Genomic DNA, 22,448 nt, shown 5'->3' with positions numbered 1-22,448 from the left:
TTTTTAAATCAAGATCAAAAGATCGCAGCGTGCCGCAGCTCCTACAGTTTATTGCGTCGCCCATAAATCCGTGTAGGAGCTGCCGAAGGCTGCGATCTTTTGCCTTTGATTTTCAAGATCAGAATCAAAAGCTCGCAGCGTGCCGCAGCTCCTACAGATCGAAGCGGTCCAGCTCCATCACCTTGGCCCACGCTGCCACGAAATCCTTCACGAACTGTTCGTGCGCATCCGCACTCGCATAGACCTCGGCCAGCGCCCTCAGGATCGCGTTGGAACCAAACACCAGATCAACCCGCGTCGCCGTCCATTTCAGGTTGCCGGTGTTGCGCTCGCGTCCTTCGAACTCGTCTGCTGCCGGTGAAGTCGGTTTCCACTCCACGCCCATGTCCAGCAGGTTGGTGAAGAAGTCGTTAGTCAACGCTTCAGGGCGAGCGGTGAATACGCCGTGTCGGCTTTGCCCGACGTTCGCCCCCAAGACCCGCAGACCACCAACCAGCACGGTCATTTCCGGGGCGGAGAGGGTCAGCAGTTGCGCCTTGTCGATCAGCAACGCTTCGGCGGATACGCTGTATTTGCCCTTGCTGTAATTGCGGAAACCATCGGCAATCGGTTCGAGGAAACCAAACGACTCGACGTCGGTTTGTTCCTGAGTCGCATCGCTGCGCCCCGGGTTGAACGGCACGCTCACCGAGTGCCCGGCATTTTTTGCCGCTTGCTCGACCCCGGCATTGCCCGCCAGCACGATCAAATCCGCCAGCGAGACTTTCTTCCCGGACGCACCGGCATTGAACTCGTTCTGAATGCCTTCCAGCGTCTGCAGCACCTTGTCCAGTTGCTCCGGCTGATTGACCTGCCAGAACTTCTGCGGCGCCAGACGCAGACGCCCGCCGTTGGCACCGCCGCGCTTGTCGGAGCCACGGAATGTCGAAGCAGCAGCCCATGCGGTGGAAACCAGTTGCGCCACCGACAGGCCGGACGCCAGCACTTTGCTTTTCAGCGCCGCCGCGTCGTTGCTGTCAATCAGCGGGTGAGTCACTTCAGGAATCGGATCCTGCCACAGCAGTTCCTCGTTCGGCAGTTCCGGGCCGAGGTAACGCGACAGTGGACCCATGTCACGGTGGATCAGCTTGTACCAGGCGCGGGCGAAGGCATCGGCCAGTTGCTCCGGGTTGGCCAGGAAGCGCCGGGCAATCGGCTCGTAGATCGGATCGAAACGCAGCGCCAGGTCAGAGGTGAGCATGGTTGGCGAAAGCTTCTTGCTCGGATCGTGCGCATGCGGAACGGTACCAGCGCCGGCGCCGTTTTTCGGTTTCCACTGGTGCGCACCGGCCGGGCTCTTGAACAGTTCCCACTCGAAGCCGAACAGGTTTTCCAGGTAGTTGTTGCTCCACTGCGTCGGAGTGGTGGTCCAGGTCACTTCGAGGCCGCTGGTGATGGTGTCGGCGCCTTTGCCGGTGCCGAATGCGTTGCGCCAGCCGAGGCCCTGTTGTTCCAGCCCGGCGGCTTCCGGTTCAGGCCCGACATTGTCCGCAGGGCCGGCACCGTGGGTCTTGCCGAAGGCGTGACCGCCAGCGATCAGCGCCACGGTTTCTTCGTCGTTCATCGCCATGCGGCCGAAGGTTTCGCGGATGTCGCGACCCGAGGCAACCGGGTCGGGATTGCCTTCAGGGCCTTCCGGGTTCACATAAATCAGGCCCATTTGCACCGCGGCCAACGGCTTTTCCAGATTGCGTTCGGCCTGATCGGTGCGGCTTTGCTCTTTGCCATGCAAGTCCGGTTCGGCCACCAGCGTGCCGTCGCCGGGTTCCTGCATGGCGGATTTGTCTTTGCCGTAACGGTTGTCGCCGCCCAGCCACTCGCGCTCCGAACCCCAGTACACGTCTTCATCCGGCTCCCACACATCCGCACGGCCGCCGGAGAAACCGAAGGTCTTGAAGCCCATCGATTCCAGCGCGACGTTACCGGTGAGGACGATCAGGTCGGCCCAGGAAATCTTGCGTCCGTATTTCTGTTTGATCGGCCACAGCAGGCGCCGCGCCTTGTCGAGGCTGACGTTGTCCGGCCAGCTGTTGAGCGGGGCGAAACGCTGTTGCCCGGAACCGGCGCCGCCGCGGCCATCAGCGGTGCGATAGGTGCCGGCACTGTGCCAGGCCATGCGCACGAACAACGGGCCGTAGTGGCCGAAGTCGGCCGGCCACCAGTCCTGAGAGTCGGTCATCAGCGCGCGCAGGTCTTGTTTCAGCGCCTGGAAATCCAGGCTCTTGAAGGCTGTGGCGTAGTCGAAATCCTCGCCCAGCGGATCGGACTTGGGCGAGTGCTGGCTGAGAATCTTCAGGTTCAGTTGATTGGGCCACCAGTCACGGTTTGTCGTACCACCACCGGCGGCGTGGTTGAACGGGCATTTCGATTCGTTTGCCATGTTCGGATCCTTATCAGGTCTGCTGCGGCCGGCTGCTGCCGACTTCGGACTGGTAAGGCTAGACCCGACTCGGGCACTCAGCTAATAGGCGGGCTATTGGGGGTTGATAGCCGCAGTCTTTCAGCGGGCAATTGAAGGTGATCAGCTCGACTGCGCCGTATCATCCTCCGGCATCGCATCCAGTGGATCTTCCTGCCCCGGCAACTCGGTGATGACACTGAAATCCGTGACCTCCACCGCACCCAATCCATAACCCAGCAAGTGAAACGAGAAAGCCTTGCGCGGTTGCGGGTTGTCGAAGCTGAAGTCCATCTCCAGCGGCTGATCGGCGGTGGCGACCATCTCGCTCGGCAGGCCCAGTTGCACGTCCTGTTCGAACTCCTTGGCCTTGAGCTGAATGTACGCCGCCTGCTGCGGATCCACCGAGCGCACGGTCAGGCGCACGCGAGTGTGTGAGCCTTTGGGCATTTCCAGGTATTGCGCGCCGATCAGGTTGTCGGCCCAGTCATCGTTGATTTGCGCTTGCAGCGGGATGACGTTGTTGCTGCCGAACTGATAACGCTGATTGAGCGGCGAGCGCAGCAGCGACAGGTCCAGCGCCATGGCGCGTGCGGCAATCTGGCGGGCCTGCTGGCTGCTTTCGTTGCCCTTGAACGCGGCGCTGTCGGCAATGAATCCGGCGCTCTGGTAATAGCGGCAGCGGCGCGGCATGTCGCACTCGGAGAAGATCCCCTGACCGTTGTGATAACGCAGCTTGCCGTTGGTGAAGGACATGATTTCGCGCCCGCTGTCGTAATCACGGAACAGTGAACGGCCGCTCAACGCCGACGGCACCGGCAAGTCGAAATAGTCGAGGATCGACGCGCTCAGATCGACGTGCCCGTACACGCCGGGATTCAATCGAGGCAGTTGCGCGTGTTCCGGCGCCAGCATCAGGTTGAAGCCCCAGGACGATGCCAGACGCACGCCATCGATGCCGTGGGATTCGTCCGACGTAATCACCACCAGCGTATCTTTCAGCACGCCCTGACTTTCCAGACCGCTGAGAAATTGCTCCAGCGCATCGTCGAGATAGCCGACGGCGGCCTGTTTCGGCGTGTCGTAGCGCGCCAGATAATCTTCGGGCGCGGAGTAGGGCTGGTGCGTGCCGACGGTCAGCAAGGTGAGCATCCACGGTTGTTTTTGCTGCTTCAGTTGGCCGACGTATTCCAGCGCACCTTCGAAGAAGGCCTTGTCATCCTTGCCCCACGGGAACTCCAGGTAGTTGGCGTTGCTGAACCACTCCAGACCATGGGTCGCATCGAAGCCGATGTGCGGCATGATCTTGTCTTTGGCCATGAAGCGCAGCCCGGCGCCTTGCAGGTAGTGGGTGCTGAAGCCGTTCTGTCGCAGCTGCGCCGGCAGGCACGCCTGATTGCGCTCCTGCTGGGTGAGCATTTCCACGCCTTTGGGCGTGCCGTTGTTGAGCTTGTCGTAATCACCACAGAGCATGGCGTACAGACCGCGAATGGTCTGGTGGGTGTGCAGCACGTAATCCGGGGTGTTCATGCCGCGCTCGGCCCAGCGGCTGAGGTTGGGCATCAGCTCTTCCTGGTAACGACTGCCGATCGCCTCGCGGTTGGCGCGGATGTAGGCACCGGGAATGCCTTCCAGCGCGATGATCAATACGTTGCGCGCCTGACCCGGTGCGGCCAGCAGCTTGCGGCCATTGAGGTCCAGGTCGGTCAGCCCGGCCATCTGCGGCGCAGCGGGTTCGACATCACCGTCCAGCCATTCCTCGGCCTGCAACTGCAGGTCGGCCACCTGCGTGGCGAGCAAGTGATGCGGCAGGTTGTAGAGGCGCCACGGGTCTTGATCATTCGGCCACAGGTTCTGCACGCCCCAGTGCGCGGCGAACAGCAGCGCTGGGGCGGCCCACAGGGTACGGGGCAGGGCAGACGCAGGTTGGCTGCGATTGGCGAAACGGGTCGCCAGCCAGAGACCGAGTGCCAGCAGCAAGGCAATCCCCAGCGCCGGATGGGCGAGGCCGCCACCGCTGGAGTTTTCCACGAACTGCGGGTCGATCAGGTAATGCAGGTCGGCAGGGTTCGGCAGGCGGCCGACAGCGCTGACCAGCTCGGCGGTCGCCACCGCCAGCAGCCCCCAGAACAGCAGCAACGGCAACGCCAGCCACCACGCCCGGCGATGCAGCACCAGCACCAGCAGACTGCCGATCGCCAGATCGGACAGATAGCCCAGCGGTGATGACCAGCCCAACGCCGCGCGCAGGCACACCGGTACGATCAGTACCAGCAGAATCAGGGAAAAGAGGCGCGCATGCGGCTGCCGCAACCAACGAAAAAGAACGCTCACAAAAAGACCTTCCAGCCATCAAACCGTCATAAAAGTGTGCGCGATGATACCAAGGGTGGAATGCCTGATCGCCTTTTTAAACAACCGCCTGATCCGTTCCTGCAGATCTGCGGACAGCCTGCAGGCCTCGGCCGGCTTTGCTCGCAGCTCGATTGCGTCGAGCCAGGCGGGTGGTTGCGGCGCTCGCTTTATTGTTTCAGGCTGTTTAAGCCCCGGCAGGCGCAAGGTCGGCGAGCGCTGGCAGTAAGTGATGCCGCCGGCTTCCGAGTTTCCTGAATGCCATAAAAAAACGGGGCGGTCTGATCATTCAGGCCGCCCCGTTTTTTATTACCGCACCGTCAGATCAATGCATCTTGCTGTGATCGTGACCTTGCATCGTGGTCAGTGCGCGAACCGGTGCTTTGACTTCAACCGTCTCTTGCTCGCCCTTGGCGTTTTCCACGGTCAGGGTCAGCGGCACGCTTTCGCCTTCTTTCAGCTGGCCGGTCAGGCCCATCAGCATCACGTGGTAGCCGTTCGGGTCGAACTTGACCGCTTTGCCAGCCGGCAGGTCGACGGATTTCACCGGCCCCATGCTCATCACATCGTTCTTCATGGTCATTTCGTGGATCTGCACATCCTTGGCCACTGGCGAAGCGACACTGAGCAGTTTGCTGTCGCTGTCGGCGGTGACGGTCATGAACGCGCCGCTGGCCGACTGGGTTGGCACGGTCGCCCGTACCCAGGCGTTATCGACCTGGGTCTGCGCGCAGACCTGAGAAGCCAGGCCCAGCAGCGACAGCGCGAGAACGGCGCGTTTGATGTTGTTCAGAACGGGGTGCATCAGCAGACCTCCATAACGGTGAGCAAATCTTCCGTGCACTCTTGTGCCGAAAGCGATACAGACAGACCCAGGCGCAACTGGCCGCGCGAGTCGTAGACGTAACTGGTGGACGTGTGCGAGAGGGTGTAGGTGTCGCCCGCCGGGACTTTCTCGAAGAACACGTCGAATTCCTTGGCGGTGGCCCTGGTTTCTTCCAGCGTGCCGTAGAGGGCGACGAAGCTCGGGTCGAAGGCTTTGACGTAGGCGTCGAGGATCTGCGGCGTGTCGCGCTCCGGGTCCAGGGTGATGAAAATCACCTGCAGACGGTCGCCGTCCTTGCCCATCAGTTTCTTGATCTGCGCCGCGCGGGCGAGGGTGGTCGGGCACACCGCCGGGCATTGGGTGAAGCCGAAGAAGATCATCGGCATCATGCCGCGGAAGCTCGACAGCGTCATGGTTTCGCCGTCGGTGTTCTTCAGCTTGAAGGTGCGTCCGAGGATCTTGTCACTCAGGTCCTTGCCGTACTTGTACGACAGTTGGCCACGGGTGTCGCAGCCGGCGAGCAGGCCCAGGCCCAGTACGCCCATTCCCGCAAGCACCTTGCGGCGAGTCAACAAAGCCGTCATCTAATACCGCCTTTTGCAGCCCGTCAGTCGGCAGGACCGGCGGGGGGTTAACCGTAAAAGCGGCGCATGATACCAAACTGCAGGCAAACCCCGGCCGCGGATCGCCGCACAGCGTCGGATCGGGCGACAAAAGGTGTAAGAAAAAGTGACGACCGCCTACTGAACGCTGACCTCATCCGCACGCCAGCCACCGCCCAGCGCGGTGTACAGGTTCACCTCGGCGACCAGTTGCGCGAGCCGGTCAGTGATCAGACCCTGCTGCGAACTGAACAGTGAACGTTGCGCATCGAGGAACACCAGGCTGCTGTCGACGCCGTTCTGATAACGGTGCTGCGCCAGGTTGTAGTAATCCTGCGTGGCCTGGACCAGATCGCGTTGCGCCTGCAGTTGTTGCTGATACGTGCTGCGCGCCGCGAGGCCGTCGGCGACTTCCTGAAACGCGGTCTGGATCGATTTCTCGTAGGTGGCGACCGCCACGTCCTTCTGCAATTTCGAATAATCCAGGCTTGCGCGCAGGCTGCCGGCGTTGAAGATCGGCAGGTTGATCTGCGGCTGAAAGGTCCAGGCCCCGGAGCCGGCGCTGAACAGACCGGACAGATCGCGGCTGGAGGTGCCGGCGTTGGCGGTCAGGCTGACACTGGGAAAAAACGCCGCCCGCGCTGCGCCGATATTGGCGTTGGCGGCCTTCAGTTGGTATTCGGCCTGGAGGATGTCCGGGCGCCGTTGCAGCAGGTCCGATGGCAATCCGGCCGGCAACTGCTGCAGCAGATCGCTGGCCAGCGGCTGTGCCGGCAGTGTCTCAGGCACCTGCGCGCCAACCAGCAGCGTCAGGCTGTTGAGGTCCTGCGCCACCTGGCGTTTATAGCGCGCCAGATTGGCCCGGGAACTGTCGACGCTGGTCCGCGCCTGTGCCTGTTCCAGCGCCGAGGACTTGCCGGCGTCGCGGTTGCGCGTGGTCAGGCGCAGGCTCTGTTCATCGGCGGCCAGGGTTTGCCGGGTCAGTTCCAGCAGTTCCTGATCGGCGCGCCAGGTCAGATAGGCGGTGGCGACGTTAGCCACCAGACTCAACTCGGCGCTGCGCCGCGCCTGCTCGGTCGCCAGCCAGGTTTGCAACGCCTGTTCGCTGAGGCTACGCACCCGGCCGAAGAAGTCCAGCTCATAGGCGCTGACGCCCAGATTCACCGCGTAGGTCGAATTGATCACCGCTTTGCTGCGGGTCACGCTCGGCGGCAGGCGCTGGCGCGATTCGCTGGCATTGGCCGACACCGCCGGCAGCAGATCGGCACGCTGGATCCGGTACTGCGCCTGAAACGCTTCGACGTTCAGCGCCGCCACCCGCAGGTCGCGATTGTTCAGCAGTGCGCTTTCGATCAGCTGTTGCAGCGCCGGGTCGTTGAACAGCGTGCGCCAGTCCTCACGGCGCGTTGCAGCCTGGCTCGGCGCCGGGTAAACCGCGCCTTGCGGATACTGCGCAGCACTGGGTGATGCAGGGCGCTGGTACTCGGGGATCAACGAACAACCGGCCAACCCAACGGCCAGGGACAACAGGGACATGCGCAACATCGAACGCTCTCATGCAGAAAAATCGTGCCCGTCTCGGCACGGTCGGGCCAGGGCACTGCGTCCCTCGGCCCATGGAAAATACTGATCAGGCGTTGCCGCGATCAGGCGCCGGCCATCCACCGCGCCAGACCATGCCGTCCGCTGACCCCGAGTTTGGCGGTCGCCCGCTTGAGGTAGGTCTCGACCGAACTGCTCTTGACCCGCAGCTTGTCGGCCAGTTGCGGCACGGTGCCGCCGGTCAGCAGACCGAGGCAGACTTCCTTTTCCCGCGCCGACAAGACAATGCCGCCCAGCGCCAGACGCTCATCGAACACTTGCGGCAACGGCGCCTGTTCCAGATCGGCCAGGGTCGGGCGCGGCTGTCTGGCGATGATCTGCCGACTGAGCTGGGCATGACGCTCGATCAGGGGCAGCAGGGTGTCGGACAGGCTTTTCAGAAACGACAGCTCGGACAGGGAAAACACCCGTTGCGTGTGTGGCCGGTAGAACGAGATCACACAACGGCGGTTGGAGGTGCGCGATACCAGATTGCACTGGTGCACGCTGTGTTGCGGATGGCGCGGCTGCAGCGAGGCTTTGAGTTGAATCAGCAGCGAGTCATTCATTTCGATCATCTTCTGCAGCAACGGATGATCGTCCGGGCGAGGCAGCGACTCCGGCGGCGGGAAGGTCTGCGGCAAGCCTGCGCTGCCCAGCGCCTTGATTTCGACCACGCTGGCCTGGCGCTCGTCCAGCGTCCATTCGCTGAGATCGACGCGGTTGACCGGCACCAGGGTGTCGACCAGCTGGAACAGGTTGCTGGCGAAAAGATCGTCGCCGGTGCTGGCAATCAGCTCGCCCAGTTGCCAGTAGAAATGCGGGTTTTCCATGTTGCGAATGCTGCCGGTCAGATTCATATCCTTGTCATCCCTGGTTCCGAGTCATCACCGAGTCGTCCGCTGTCAATGCAAAAACCGCCCACGCCGTCGTTTCTCCTTGAGGCTTGTCTGAGGCGGGATTTAAGCCTATGGGTTTGCCCTGCGTCTGTAGGGGAAACCGGGGACACAAAGTGCCATCATTTGTGAAAGTTGGCGCCGGGCTTCTGACGCTATTCGGCACAGGTGTGGCGCCGTGCGTGACTGTCGGGTCACGCAAAAGCCCCGTAGATCGCGGGAGTCAGGTTTTTCCGTGATCAGCCCGCAGGACGATGGCGGCGCCGTTGCGTGGCATTTTTCCTACAAGCATTTCAGCGTTTCCTCTGCGAACTTTTCGAAACTTCCTGCGCGATCAGTGCCAGCAAGGGTTTAGCGGCCTGCATGGGCGCAGGGGTTGTCCGGGTTTCACGTGTCATGTCGGCTGCGGGGCCGATGCTTGAATAGGCGCAAAATCACATGAGAAGGACCTTATGCCGCCTATTCCTGCCCCTGCGGTGGACTTGCCGTCCGCATCGCCCCAGACCTACCCGCTGACCGCAGCGCAACTGGACATCTGGCTGGATCAACTGAGTCGCGGCGATTCGTCGGTGTACAACATCGGCGGGCACATGGAGCTGAATGGCCCACTGGATCCGGTTCGGCTGCAGTCGGCGCTTGAAGCGCTGGTGGCCCGGCATGATGCGCTGCGCACGATTCTGCTGCCGGGCGCGGGTGCCGATGGCCTGCCGTTGCAGTACTTTGCCGAGTCATTAGCGGTGGCGATGCCCATGGAGGACGTTTCGGCACGGGTTGACCCGGAGCTGGCTGCACGGGATCTGGTGCAGCAGGGCATCGACCAGCCCTTTGTGCTGGATGGCGGCTGCCTGTTGCGGTTCTGCCTGATTCGCCTGGATCGCGAGCGGCATTGGCTGTCGGTTCAGGCTCACCACCTGATCATCGATGGCTGGAGTTTTGGCGAATTGTTCAAGTCGCTGGACCAGATCTATAGCGCCTTGGCCAACGGTCAACCCGCGCCGGCCGAGGCGCCGTCGTATATCGACTTCATCAACGACGACGCGCGTTATCAGGCGTCGCCGCGGCATGCGCTGGACCGTGCCTATTGGCTGGACAAATATCGGCAGTTGCCGGAGCCGCTGTTATTGCCGCGGCAGCAGCAGGGGCTGACCGGCAACGCAGCGCAGACCCGGGTGTTCACGCAGCCCCTGCCGGCGTTGCTGCACGAACGCATGAAACAGGTGGCCCGGCAGTGCGACGCCTCGGCGTTCCATGTGCTGTTGGCGGCACTGCACGTGTATTTCAGCCGCACCGCGCAGCGTGACGAATGGGTGGCGGGGGTGCCGATCCTCAATCGCTCGGGTGCGCGCTTCAAGTCCACCCTCGGCCTGTTCGCCCAGGTCAGCGCGGTGCGCATGAACTTCGGTCGCGAGTGCACCTTCGCCGAGCTGGTCAGGGCGATCCGTGATGAGCTGCGCAAGGATTTTCGCCATCAGCGCTTCCCGGTGAGTGAGCTGAATCGCGCCCTTGGCCTGCTGCGCGAGGAGCGTTCGCAGCTGTTCGAAGTCTCGGTGTCCTACGAGCAGGGCACCCACGATTATCGCTACGGCGAAGCCCTCGGGCGGATCGTCAAGGCGGCGAGCCTGGAAGAAGCCACACCGCTGGCGGTGCACCTGCTGAGCAATTTGACTCACGACGATGCGCGTCTGTACCTGGTCTACAGCGAGGCCTATTTCAGCGCTGCCGAGGCGCAGGCGCTGACCGAGCGCTGGCTGCTGATTCTGGAGCAGGGGCTGGAGGCCATGGACCTGCCGGTGGCCGATTTCAGCCTGAGCACGCCAGAGGAAGTCGCTTTGCTGCAGCAGTGGAATGCGACACGGGTGGAGTACCCGGCGCCGACCACGATCCAGCAGCGCATCGAGGCGCAGGTGGCGCAACGACCGCAGGCGCTGGCGGCGATTCAGCAAGGGCAAAGTCTGACTTACGCCGAGCTTGATCAGCGCGCCAACGCACTGGCGCATCATCTGCTTGACCTCGGTGTACGCCCGGATCAACGGGTGGCGATCATTGCCCGGCGCGGCCTCGACACCCTGGTCGGGCTGCTGGCGATTCTCAAGGCCGGCGCCGCCTACGTGCCGCTGGATCCGGCGCACCCGACCGAGCGCCTGAGCTATCTGCTGGAGGACAGCGCGCCGCTGGCGGTACTGACTGAAAGTGGCCTGCGCGAGCATCTGCCGCCGTTAGCGGTGCCGGTGCTTGAGCTTGATCAGCCGAGCTGGTCCGCCAGCCACATCAGTGCGCCGCAAGTGCCCGGACTGACCCCGGCCAACCTCGCTTACGTGATTTACACCTCCGGCTCCACCGGTCTGCCCAAAGGGGTGATGGTCGAGCACCGGACCCTGTGCAATCTGGTTGATTGGCACGCCGATGCCTTCGATCTGCGTGCCGGCAGTCAGACGTCGAGCCTCGCCGGGTTCGGCTTTGATGCGATGGCCTGGGAAGTCTGGCCGGCGCTGTGCACGGGCGCGACCCTGCACCTGGCGCCCGTCAGCGAGGGCAACGAAGACATCGACGCGCTGCTCGACTGGTGGCGTGCGCAGCCGCTGGAGGTGAGTTTTTTGCCGACGCCGATTGCCGAGTATGCGTTCAGCCGTCAACTCGAGCACCCGACCTTGCGCACGCTGCTGATCGGTGGCGATCGCCTGCGCCAGTTCCCGCGTCAGCAGTCGTTCGTGGTGATCAACAACTACGGCCCGACCGAAGCCACGGTGGTGGCGACCTCCGGCCGGATCGACGCCGGACAGGCGTTGCACATCGGCAAACCCGTAAGCAACGTCACGGTGTATCTGCTCGATGAACAGCAGCAACCGTTGCCGCCGGGCGCGACCGGCGAGCTGTACGTCGGCGGCGCCGGGGTGGCCCGTGGTTACCTGAATCGCGCCGACTTGAGCGCCGAACGCTTTCTGCGCGATCCATTCAGCAGTGAGCCGGACGCGCGGATGTACCGCACCGGTGACCTCGCGCGCTGGCGCAGCGACGGCACCCTGGAGTATCTGGGACGCAACGATGATCAGGTGAAAATTCGCGGCGTGCGCATCGAGCTCGGGGAAATCGAGAGCGCACTCGCCAGCCATCCCGCGGTGCGCGAAGCCGTGGTGCTGGTGCGCGATGGCCAGCTGTTGGCGTGGTTCACCGAGCAGGCGCCGCTGGACATCAACCAATTGCACGCGCATCTGAAAAACCGCCTGAGCAGCGCCATGCTGCCGAGCGCTTATGTACGTCTTGCCGCGCTGCCGCTGACCGCCAATGGCAAGGTCGACCGCAAGGCGCTGCCGGTGCCGGGGCCGGATGATTTGATCCGCCGCGAGTACGAGGCGCCGCAAGGCGAGGTGGAAATCGCCCTGGCGCAGATCTGGGCCGAAGTGCTGCAAGTCGAGCGCGTTGGACGCCACGACCATTTCTTCGAACTGGGCGGGCATTCGTTGCTGGCGGTGATCCTGATCGAGCGCATGCGCCAGCTCGATTTGAGCAGCGACGTGCGCGTGCTGTTCAGCCAGCCGACCTTGGCCGCACTGGCGGCCTCGGTCGGCAGCGGGCGCGAAGTCGAGGTGCCGGCCAGTCGCATCGCGCCGGATTGCACCCACATCACCCCGGACATGTTGCCGCTGGTGCAACTGCAGCAGGCGGATATCGAGCGGATCGTCGCCACCGTTCCGGGCGGCGCCGCCAATGTGCAGGATATTTATCCGCTGGCGCCGTTGCAGGAAGGCATTCTCTACCACCACATCACCGCCGAGCAGGGCGATCCATATTTGCTGCAGTCGCAACTGGCGTTCGACAGTCTTGAACGGGTCGAGGCCTTTGCTGCCGCGCTGCGCGAGGTCATGGCGCGCCACGACATTCTGCGCACCGCGGTGGTCTGGGAAGGTCTGAGCACGCCGGTGCAGGTGGTCTGGCGCGATGCGCTACTGCCGTTGCACGAGGTTGAACTTGATCCGGCGCACGGCCCGATCATCGAGCAGTTGCATGCGCGCTTCAACGCCCGGCGTTATCGCCTGGATGTCAGTCAGGCACCGCTGTTGCGTCTGGTGTATGCCCGCGATCCGCTGTTGAACCGGGTGGTGGGGATTCTGCTGTTTCATCACCTGGCGATGGACCACATCGCCCTCGACGTGCTGCGCGGCGAGCTGCAGGCCAGCCTGTCCAGGCAGACGCTGGAGCTGGCGCCGCCGGTGCCGTATCGCAACTATGTGGCGCAGGCGCGGCTGGGTGTCAGCGAGCAGGAACACGAAGCATTTTTCCGCACGCAACTGGCGGACATCGATGAGCCGACCTTTCCGTTCGGCCTGCAGGAAGTGCAGGGCGACGGGCGCGGTATCGACGAGGCGCAGCAGGCGCTATCGGCGGACATCTATCAGCGTTTGCGTCATCAGGCGCGCCAGGCCGGGGTCAGTGTGGCGAGCCTGATCCATCTGGCGTGGGCGCGGGTGCTGGCGGCAACGTCCGGCCAGCAACGCGTGGTGTTCGGCACGGTGCTGATGGGACGCATGCAGGGCGGCGCCGGCGCCGACCGCGCGCTGGGGGTGTTCATCAATACCTTGCCGCTGCGCATCGACGTCGATGCCGGGGTGCTCGACGCGGTGCGCGCCACCCATGCGCGGCTGACCGCATTGCTCGGGCATGAACATGCGTCGCTGGCACTGGCCCAACGCTGCAGCGGGGTGACGTCGCCGTCGCCGCTGTTCAGCGCGCTGCTCAATTACCGGCACAGCGATGAAACCGAGTTGCTGGAGCCGTCGCGGCAATCCTGGCAAGGCATCGAAACCCTGGCCAACGAGGAACGCACCAACTACCCGCTGACCATGAGCGTGGATGATTACGGCAACGGCTTGCGCCTCACTGGCAGGGCAGTGGCGCAGATCGGCGCGCAACGGATTTGCGGCTACATGCAAGCGGCGCTAAGCGGACTGGTCCAGGCTCTGGAGCAGACGCCGCAACAGCCGCTGAACCGCTTGCCGATCCTGCAAGGCGAGGAGCTGCAACGGCTGTTGATCGATTTCAACGCCACCGCGGTCGATTGCCCACTGGAGCAGCCGCTGCACAGCCTGTTCGAAGCCCAGGCGCAGCGCAAACCGGATGCCATCGCACTGCAGACCGGGGTGCACAGCCTGACTTATCGTGAACTCAACGAGCGCGCCAACCGACTGGCCCATCATCTGCGCGAACTCGGTGTGCGGCCGGACTCGCGAGTGGCGATCTGTGTCGAGCGCGGGCTGGATTTGCTGCTCGGTTTGCTGGCCATTCTCAAGGCCGGCGGCGCGTATGTGCCGCTGGATCCCGACTATCCGCTGGATCGCTTGAACTACATGTTGCAGGACAGCGCACCGGTCGCGCTGTTGGTGCATGGCGCGACGCGGCAATTGCTCGGTGAACCGGGTGTGGCGTTGATCGATCTGGATCGTGACGGGTGGGCGCATCAACCGGCGACTGATCCGCAGGTGCCGGGCCTCAGCGCTTCGAACCTCGCTTACATGATCTACACCTCGGGTTCTACTGGCCTGCCGAAAGGCGTGATGATCGAGCATCGCAGCGCCTGCAACATGGTGCATTGGGGATCGGTTATTTCTCCGCCCACCGAACACGGTGCGCTGCTGCAAAAAGCCCCGTTCAGCTTCGATAGCTCGGTGTGGGAGATCTTCTGGCCGCTGTGTTCCGGAATGCGTCTGGTACTGGCGCGGCCGGATGGCAACCGCGATTCGGCGTATGTGGTGCAGACCATTCGTGAGCATCAGGTGACGGTGGTCAAGTTCGTCCCCGCGTTGCTGCAGCAGTTCATCGAACAGGACGATGTCGAACAGTGCACCAGCCTCACCGACGTGCTTAACGGTGGTGGCGAACTCAGCGCAGCATTGGCGCGGCAAGTACGAGCGCGGTTGCCATGGGTGCGTTTGCACAACGTCTACGGCCCGACCGAAACCACGGTGGACAGCACCGGCTGGACGCTGGAGCCGGGAATGCCGGTGCCGGACAATGTGGTGCCGATTGGCAAGGCACTGAGCAATACGCGTCTGTACGTGCTCGACGCCTACGATCAACCGGTGCCACAAGGCGTCAGCGGTCAGTTGCACATCGGCGGTGTCGGTGTAGCGCGTGGTTACCACGGTTTGCCGGACATGCAAGCCGAGCGTTTTATCGACAGCCCGTTTGTGCCGGGAGATCGGCTGTACCGCACCGGCGATCTGGTGCGTTACAACCACCAAGGCGAGCTGGAATTCCTCGGCCGCAACGACTTCCAGATCAAGCTGCGCGGCTTGCGTCTGGAACCGGGAGAAATCGAAGCGCGGCTGATCGAGCATCCGGCCATTCGCGAAGCGGTGGTGATGGTCCGCGATGAACGTCTGGTGGCCTGGTACACCCTGCGCTCTGGCGTGGAAGCGCCAGGTCTGGAGGCACTGCGCGCGCATGTGTTGGAGCGTTTGCCGGAATACATGGTGCCCGGCGCCTTCGTGCAACTCGATGCTTTACCGCTAACGCCAAACGACAAGATCGACCGTAAAGCCTTGCCCGAGCCGGGTGCGGACGCAGTGATCAATCGGCCGTACGTCGCGCCACAAGGCGAAACCGAAACCAGGCTGGCGCAGATCTGGAGCGAAGTACTGGGCATCGAGCAGGTTGGTCGTCACGACAACTTCTTCGAACTCGGCGGGCACTCGCTGCTGGCGGTGAGTCTGGTGGCACGCATGCGTCAGCACGGTCTGCACACCGACGCCCGGGCGCTGTTCAGCCAGCCGACATTGGCGGCACTGGCCCTCAGCACCACGCCCGAGGCGCAGCAAGTGCTCATTCCACAAACCACCATTCCGAGCCTCAACCGCAAGCGCCGGCTCTGATCCGCGGTCGACTTGCCCCCTGTAGGAGCTGCCGCAGGCTGCGATCTTTTGCCTTTGTTTTTCAAGATCAAAAGATCGCAGCCTGCGGCAGCTCCTACAGGGGGGCAGGGCACCAAGGCCGGCCGGATTGTCCCCGCTTCCCATGTCAGCCCCGCAGGGTCCGATGGCTTAGTTTTTCCAGGCTGCACGCAGTTCGCACGGACTCGCCGCTGCGCGCTCTTTTTTCTCGTATTTACAGCAGGTTATCCCATGCAATTCAGCGAACTGATGGCGGTTATTTCCACCCATGCGATCCGCCTTCAACAGGAAGATGAAGACCTGGTCATTCTGGGCAGCGACGACGCGCTGGATGATGCGTTGTGGGACAGCCTCAGCGAACACAAGGCGCAATTGCTGGAGCTGGTTGCCCGCCACGGTGGTGACTGGTTGAGCCCGGCGTTTCGCATCACCCCGGACATGCTGCCGCTGGTGCAGCTGGATCAGCCAACCATCGACCGACTGGTCGCTAATGTCCCGGGCGGTGCCGCCAACCTGCAGGACATTTACCCGCTGGCGCCATTGCAGGAAGGCATGCTTTACCTGCACCTGTCGGCGCCTGCCGGTGACCCTTACGTGTCGCAGGCGCGCTTCGCTTTTGCCAGTCGCGAGCGTCTGGATGCGTTCGCGGCGGCGCTGCAATGGATGATCGAGCGTCACGACATCCTGCGCACTTCGTTCGTCTGGGAACGTCTGGATGAACCGCTGCAAGTGGTGCAACGGCAGGCGGCGCTGCATTGCGAAGAAGTGCCGGTCGAGCCGGGTTCCGATGTGCTGACGCAACTGCTGCAACGCTTCGATCCGCAGACTTTCCGGCTCGACGTGCAGCAGGCGCCGCTGTTGCGTCTGGTGCATGCGGCTGACCCGGCGAATGGCCGCGTGGTCGCCTTGTTGCTGTTCCATCACCTGATCATGGACCACGTCGCTCTCGACGTGGTGCGCCGCGAAACCCGCGCGCACCTGCTTGGCCAGACCGCACAGGTCGGGCCGGCAGTGCCGTACCGCGATCACCTGGCCAAGGCGCGTCTGAGCGCGAACGAACAGGTGCATGAGGCGTTTTTCCGCGACATGCTCGCCGACATCGACGAGCCGACCTTGCCCTGTGGTTTGCAGGATGTGCAGGGCGATGGCCAGAACATCGAAGAAGCCGCGCTGATGCTCGACGCCGAGTTGAGCCGGCAACTGCGCACGCAGGCGCGGCAGTTGGGTGTCAGCGTCGCCAGCCTGATGCACCTGGCGCTGGCGCGGGTGCTCGGTCAGTTGTCCGGGCGCACGGCGGTGGTGTTCGGCACCGTGTTGTTGGGGCGGATGGAGGCGGGTGAGGGCGGCGAGCAGGCGCTGGGGATGTTCATCAACACCTTGCCGCTACGAGTGGACGTGGGCGAGGACGGCGTGCGCGCCGGGGTGCTGGCGACCCATCGACGCCTGACCGCATTGCTCGGGCATGAGCAGACCTCGCTGGCACTGGCCCAGCGTTGCAGCGCGGTGGCGGTGCCGACGCCGCTGTTCAGCGCGATTCTCAACTATCGCCACAGCAGTCATGAAGAGATCGCCGACGTCAGTGAACTGGTGCCCGGCGTGCAGGTGCTCGGCGCCCGCGAGCGCACCAACTATCCGCTGACCGTCAACATCGACGACCTCGGCGAAGACTTGCGCGTCACCGCGCTGGCCGATGCCGCACTCGGCGCCGAACGCATCGCCGGCTACCTGCACTGCGCGTTGCACAGTCTGCTGCAGGCCTTGCAGTCGAACCCGGAGGCGCCGCTGCAACGGCTGAACATTTTGCCGGCTGCCGAGCGCGAGCATCTGCTGCACGGGGTCAATTCGCCGCTGCCGCAGTTCCCGGAAACGCCGCTGATTCATCAGCAGTTTGAAGCCCACGCGCAGGCACGCCCCGACGCCACCGCGCTGATCTTCGACGAGCAGACGCTGAGCTACGGCGAACTCAACCGCCGCGCCAATCAGCTGGCCCATCACTTGCTGGCGCTGGGGATTCGTCCCGATCAGCGCGTGGCGATCTGCGTCGAGCGCGGCCCGCAGATGATCATCGGCCTGTTGGGCGTGCTCAAGGCCGGCGCCGGTTACGTGCCGATTGACCCGGCGTACCCGCTGGAACGCATCGCCTACACCTTGCAGGACAGCGCCCCGGTGGCGGTGCTGACCCAGGCCGATACCCTCGACCGGGTCGGCGCGCTCAGCGTGCCGAACATCGACCTCGACAGCCTGCAATTGCAGGCGGAGCCGAGCAGCAACCCGAACATCCTCGAGCTGACCCCGAGCCATCTGGCCTACGTGATCTACACCTCGGGCTCGACCGGCCTGCCCAAAGGCGTGATGGTCGAACACCGCAACGTGGTGCGACTGTTCTCGGCGACCGACGACTGGTTCAACTTCAATCCGCAGGACGTGTGGGCGCTGTTCCATTCCTTCGCCTTCGATTTCTCGGTGTGGGAAATCTGGGGCGCGCTGGCGTTCGGCGGCCAGTTGCTGCTAGTGCCGCAGGCGATCAGCCGTGCGCCGGACGATTGCTACGCGCTGCTGTGCCGCAGCGGCGTGACCGTGCTCAACCAGACCCCGAGTGCGTTCCGCCAGTTGATCGCGGCACAGGGCCGCAGCCCGTTACAGCACTCGCTGCGTGAAGTGATCTTCGGCGGTGAAGCGCTGGAGCCGGGCCTGCTCAAACCGTGGTACGCCCGGGTCGGCAATGCCGGCACGCGCCTGGTGAATATGTACGGCATCACCGAAACCACCGTGCACGTGACCTATCGCCCGTTGCAGGCAGCGGATGCGCAACTGGTCGGCCGCAGCCCGATTGGCGTGAGTATTCCCGACCTGCAACTGTACGTGCTCGACGCCCAGCGCGAACCGGTACCGGTCGGCGTCATCGGCGAGTTGTACGTCGGTGGCGCGGGAGTGGCCCGGGGGTATCTCAATCGCGAGACGCTGACCGCCGAGCGCTTTATCGCCGACCCGTTCAGCGGCCGCGCCGCAGCGCGCCTGTACAAGACCGGCGACCTCGCGCGGCGCACTGCGGATGGTGGCCTCGAATACCTCGGGCGCAACGATGATCAGGTGAAAATCCGCGGCTTCCGCATCGAACTTGGCGAGATCGAAGCGCGCCTCGCTGCCTGCACCGGCGTGCGTGAAGCGGTGGTGATTGCCCGCGAAGACAGCCCCGGTGATCAGCGTCTGGTCGCCTACTGGCTGGCCGCCGAAGGTGCGGAACCCAGCGCCGCGCAATTGCGTGAGCAGTTGCTGCAGTCGCTGGCCGAATACATGGTGCCGAGCGCCTTTGTGCGTCTTGATGCGCTGCCGCTGACCACCAACGGCAAACTCGACCGCAAAGCCTTGCCACAGCCAGACAGCGAGGCCTTCGCCCGACGCGGTTTCGAAGCCCCGGTGGGCGACGTGGAAACGCTGATCGCCGGCCTCTGGCAGACCCTGCTCGGTATCGAACAAGTCGGGCGGCATGACAATTTCTTCGAACTCGGCGGCCATTCGCTGCTGGCGGTGAAGCTGATCGAGCGCATGCGTCAGCACGATCTGCATTGCGATGTACGCGTGCTGTTCGGCCAGCCAAGCGTGGCGGCGCTCGCCGCGACCCTGAGCAATGCCGACAGTTTTGTGGTGCCGGACAACCGGATCACTCCCGACTGCACGCACATCACCCCGGATCTGCTGCCACTGGCGACCATGGATCAAGCGGCCATCGAGCGCATCGTCGCCAGCGTGCCCGGCGGCGTCGGCAATGTGCAGGACATCTATGCGCTTGCGCCGTTGCAGGCGGGAATTCTTTATCACCATTTGGCGACCAGTGCCGGCGATCCCTACGTGCTGCAGGCGCAATTCGCTTTCGAGGGTCTGCCACAGATCAAGGCCTTCGTCCGCGCGCTGAACGCGGTGATCGAACGCCACGACATTCTGCGCACCAGTGTGGTCTGGGAAGGTCTGGAAGAGCCGGTGCAAGTGGTCTGGCGCGAAGCGCCGCTGGCACTGGAACGCGTCGATGCCGACCTGCTGCAGGGCGATGTGCTGGAGCAGATGCAGGCGCGTTTCGACCCGCGACAGTACCGCCTCGACCTGCGCCGCGCACCGCTGATGCGTCTGGCCTACACCGAAGACCGCGAACAGCAGCGCTGGGTCGGCATTTTGCTGTTGCACCACATCATCCTCGACCACACCGCACTCGAGGTGCTGCTCGCGGAAATGAACGACCATCTGCAACCGCGCGGCCGCGAATTGCCGGCGCCGGTGCAGTACCGCAACTACGTGGCACAGGCGCAACGCAGCGCCAATGAGCAACAACACGCAGCGTTCTTCCGCGACATGCTCGGCGATATCGACGAGCCGACCGTGGCCTTCGGTCTGCAGGACGTGCACGGCGACGGCAGCACGGTGATCGACACCGTGCAGGCGCTGGACAGCGGCGTCGCCCGGCGTTTGCGCGAGCAGGCGCGGCGACTCGGTATCAGCGCCGCGAGCCTGGTGCATCAGGCCTGGGGGCAGGTGCTGGCGCAGCTTTCCGGGCACGCGGACGTGGTGTTCGGTACCGTGCTGCTCGGGCGCATGCAGGGCGGCGAGGGCGCCGACCGCGCGCTGGGCATGTTCATCAACACCTTGCCGCTGCGCGTCAGCGTTGACGCAAGTTCGGTGCAGCACGGCGTGCGCGCCACCCATGAACGACTGGCGCAACTGCTGGCGCATGAGCAGGCGTCACTGGCGCTGGCCCAGCGTTGCAGCGCTGTTTCGGCCTCGCTGCCGCTGTTCAGCACCTTGCTCAACTATCGCCACAGTGCCGCCGAACCGGTGAGTGTGCAGTGGGACGGCATTCAGGTGCTCAGCTCTCGCGAACGCAGCAACTATCCGCTGGTGGTGAGTGTCGACGATCTTGGCGAGGGCTTTGGCCTCAGCGTGCAAGCCGTCCCGCAAGTCGACGGCGCGCGGGTCTGCGACTACCTGCAAACCGCGCTGCACAACCTGCTGACCGCACTCGAACACAACCCGGCGCTGCCGTTGCGGCAGATCTCGGTAATGTCGCCGAGCGAGCGGCAGCAGGTCCTGCACGGTTTCAACCTGACCGCCCGCGACTACCCGCAACCGCAGACCGTGCAGCGCCTGGTCGAAGCGCAAGCGGCGGCGCACCCCGAGGCGTTGGCCGCGGTGCAGGGCGCGCAGCAGTTGAGCTATGGCGAACTCAATCAGCGCGCCAATCGCCTCGCGCATTACCTGATCGGCCTTGGCGTGCAGCCCGATGACCGGGTCGTGCTGTGTGCCCGGCGCAGCCCGCAGATGCTGGTGGCAATGCTGGCGATCCTCAAGGCCGGCGCCGGTTATGTGCCGGTCGATCCGGCGTACCCGGCAGAACGCATCGCCTACCTGTTGCAGGACTCTGCGCCGGTGGCGGTGCTGGCCCAGGCGTCGACTCGCAATCTGCTGGCTGGTGTGTCCGTCATCAATCTGGACAGCGAGCTCTGGCAGCACCTGCCAGACGCCAATCCGCAACTGCCGACGCTGACCCCGAACCACTTGGCCTACGTGATCTACACCTCCGGTTCCACTGGCCAGCCGAAAGGGGTGATGGTCGAGCACGCGACCCTGGAAAACCTCGTGCACTGGCACGCAGAAGCCTTTGACCTGCAGGCCGGCAGCCATACCGCGAGTGTCGCCGGCTTCGGTTTCGATGCGATGGCCTGGGAAGTCTGGCCGGCGCTGTGCGTCGGCGCGACCCTGCACCTGCCACCGCCAACGTTCGGCAACGAGCACCTGGACGAGCTGCTCGACTGGTGGTGCGCGCAGCCGTTGCAGGTCAGCTTCCTGCCGACGCCGGTGGCCGAATACGCCTTCAGCCGTGAATTGCAGCACCCGACCTTGCGCACCTTGCTGATCGGCGGTGATCGTCTGCGCCAGTTCAGCCGCCCGCAAAGTTTTGCGCTGATCAATAACTACGGCCCGACCGAAGCCACGGTGGTGGCGACCTCGGGACTGGTCAAGTGTGGCCAGCCGTTGCACATTGGCCGGCCAATCGCCAATACCAGGGTTTATCTGCTCGACGAGCAGCAGCGTCCGGTGCCAGTGGGCGTGGCGGGCGAGTTGTATGTCGGCGGCGCGGGCGTGGCACGCGGTTATCTGAACCGCCCCGAGCTGAGCGCTGCGCAGTTCCTCTTCGATCCGTTCAGCGAGGTGCCGCAGGCGCGCATGTATCGCACCGGTGATCAGGCGCGCTGGCTGGCCGACGGCAATATCGAATACCTGGGACGCAATGACGATCAGGTCAAATTGCGCGGAGTGCGCATTGAACTCGGTGAAATCGAAGCCGCGCTCGGCAGTCACGCGGCGCTGCAGGAAGCGGTGGTACTGGTGCGCGACGGGCGACTGATCGCCTGGTTCACCGAGCGCAGCCCGGTTGATGTGCAGCAGTTGCATACGCACCTGCAAGCGCGTTTGCCCGATGCGCTGCTGCCGGCGGCGTATGTGCGGCTGGATGCCTTGCCACTGACCGCCAACGGCAAGATCGATCGCCAGGCCCTGCCGGAACCGGCGCAGGGCGCCTGGCTAAGCCGCGAATACGCGGCACCGCAAGGCGTGGTGGAAACCGCGCTGGCGCAGATCTGGATCGATGTGTTGAAGGTCGAGCGGGTCGGGCGCCACGACAACTTCTTCGAGCTGGGCGGGCATTCGCTGTTGGCGATGAGCCTGATCGAACGCATGCGCCAGATCGACCTCGCGGCCGACGTGCGCGTGCTGTTCAACCAGCCGACTCTGGCCGCGCTGGCCGCCGCTGTGGGCAGCGGTCGCGAAATCGCAGTGCCGGCCAACCGTATCCCGGCGGGCTGCACCCACATCACTCCGGAT

Annotated in this window: 8 protein-coding genes (1 of these 8 cut by a window edge); 2 read left to right on the top strand and 6 right to left on the bottom strand. The window is 63.9% G+C overall.

Annotated features, from left to right (window positions below; genetic code table 11):
- Nucleotides 1–151: 151 nt before the first annotated feature.
- The 6 genes from katG to ACXR0M_RS08040 all read right to left on the bottom strand — a co-directional run bounded on the left by katG (nucleotide 152) and on the right by ACXR0M_RS08040 (nucleotide 8,658).
- Entirely contained in the window at nucleotides 152–2,419 is a 2,268-nt protein-coding gene (gene katG, locus ACXR0M_RS08065) for a catalase/peroxidase HPI (RefSeq protein ID WP_458831410.1), read from the bottom strand.
- A 141-nt stretch (nucleotides 2,420–2,560) separates the two neighbouring features.
- Complete coding sequence (locus ACXR0M_RS08060) at nucleotides 2,561–4,771, bottom strand: LTA synthase family protein (RefSeq protein WP_458831409.1); 2,211 nt, start codon at nucleotides 4,769–4,771, stop codon at nucleotides 2,561–2,563.
- Nucleotides 4,772–5,114: 343 nt separating this feature from the next.
- Nucleotides 5,115–5,594: a copper chaperone PCu(A)C gene (locus ACXR0M_RS08055; protein ID WP_458831408.1), complete on the bottom strand. Its 480-nt coding sequence runs from the start codon at nucleotides 5,592–5,594 to the stop codon at nucleotides 5,115–5,117.
- The gene (locus ACXR0M_RS08050) at nucleotides 5,594–6,199 is read right to left on the bottom strand and encodes an SCO family protein (protein WP_458831407.1); all 606 of its coding nucleotides are present in this window, start codon (nucleotides 6,197–6,199) and stop codon (nucleotides 5,594–5,596) included. Before ACXR0M_RS08050 ends, ACXR0M_RS08055 begins: the two co-directional genes overlap by 1 nt.
- Nucleotides 6,200–6,355: 156 nt before the next feature.
- Nucleotides 6,356–7,762, bottom strand: coding sequence for an efflux transporter outer membrane subunit (locus ACXR0M_RS08045; RefSeq protein WP_458831406.1), 1,407 nt, complete (start codon nucleotides 7,760–7,762; stop codon nucleotides 6,356–6,358).
- Nucleotides 7,763–7,863: 101 nt separating this feature from the next.
- Nucleotides 7,864–8,658 (bottom strand): helix-turn-helix transcriptional regulator, encoded by a 795-nt coding sequence (locus ACXR0M_RS08040; protein WP_458831405.1) that lies wholly within the window; start codon nucleotides 8,656–8,658, stop codon nucleotides 7,864–7,866.
- A gap of 488 nt (nucleotides 8,659–9,146) precedes the next feature.
- Here ACXR0M_RS08040 and ACXR0M_RS08035 point away from each other — a divergent pair, with 488 nt between their 5' ends.
- Together ACXR0M_RS08035 and ACXR0M_RS08030 are read left to right on the top strand one after the other, a co-directional pair.
- Nucleotides 9,147–15,560 (top strand): amino acid adenylation domain-containing protein, encoded by a 6,414-nt coding sequence (locus tag ACXR0M_RS08035; RefSeq protein WP_458831404.1) that lies wholly within the window; start codon nucleotides 9,147–9,149, stop codon nucleotides 15,558–15,560.
- 249 nt (nucleotides 15,561–15,809) lie between these two features.
- A protein-coding gene (locus tag ACXR0M_RS08030) for an amino acid adenylation domain-containing protein (protein ID WP_458831403.1) crosses the window boundary here: on the top strand, nucleotides 15,810–22,448 show its 5' portion. The gene runs 6,375 nt beyond the window's last position; the window shows 6,639 of its 13,014 coding nt (coding positions 1–6,639); its start codon is at nucleotides 15,810–15,812; the stop codon falls past the right edge of the window.

Source organism: Pseudomonas sp. Eth.TT006 (assembly GCF_054456575.1).
This window is presented reverse-complemented; position numbering and strand designations above follow the sequence as displayed.

Coding starts and splice junctions, on each gene's coding strand:
- ACXR0M_RS08045 (WP_458831406.1), bottom strand. CDS start 7,762: ATGTTGCGCATGTCCCTGTTGTCCCTGGCCGTTGGGTTGGCCGGTTGT.
- ACXR0M_RS08035 (WP_458831404.1), top strand. CDS start 9,147: ATGCCGCCTATTCCTGCCCCTGCGGTGGACTTGCCGTCCGCATCGCCC.
- katG (WP_458831410.1), bottom strand. CDS start 2,419: ATGGCAAACGAATCGAAATGCCCGTTCAACCACGCCGCCGGTGGTGGT.
- ACXR0M_RS08055 (WP_458831408.1), bottom strand. CDS start 5,594: ATGCACCCCGTTCTGAACAACATCAAACGCGCCGTTCTCGCGCTGTCG.
- ACXR0M_RS08040 (WP_458831405.1), bottom strand. CDS start 8,658: ATGAATCTGACCGGCAGCATTCGCAACATGGAAAACCCGCATTTCTAC.
- ACXR0M_RS08050 (WP_458831407.1), bottom strand. CDS start 6,199: ATGACGGCTTTGTTGACTCGCCGCAAGGTGCTTGCGGGAATGGGCGTA.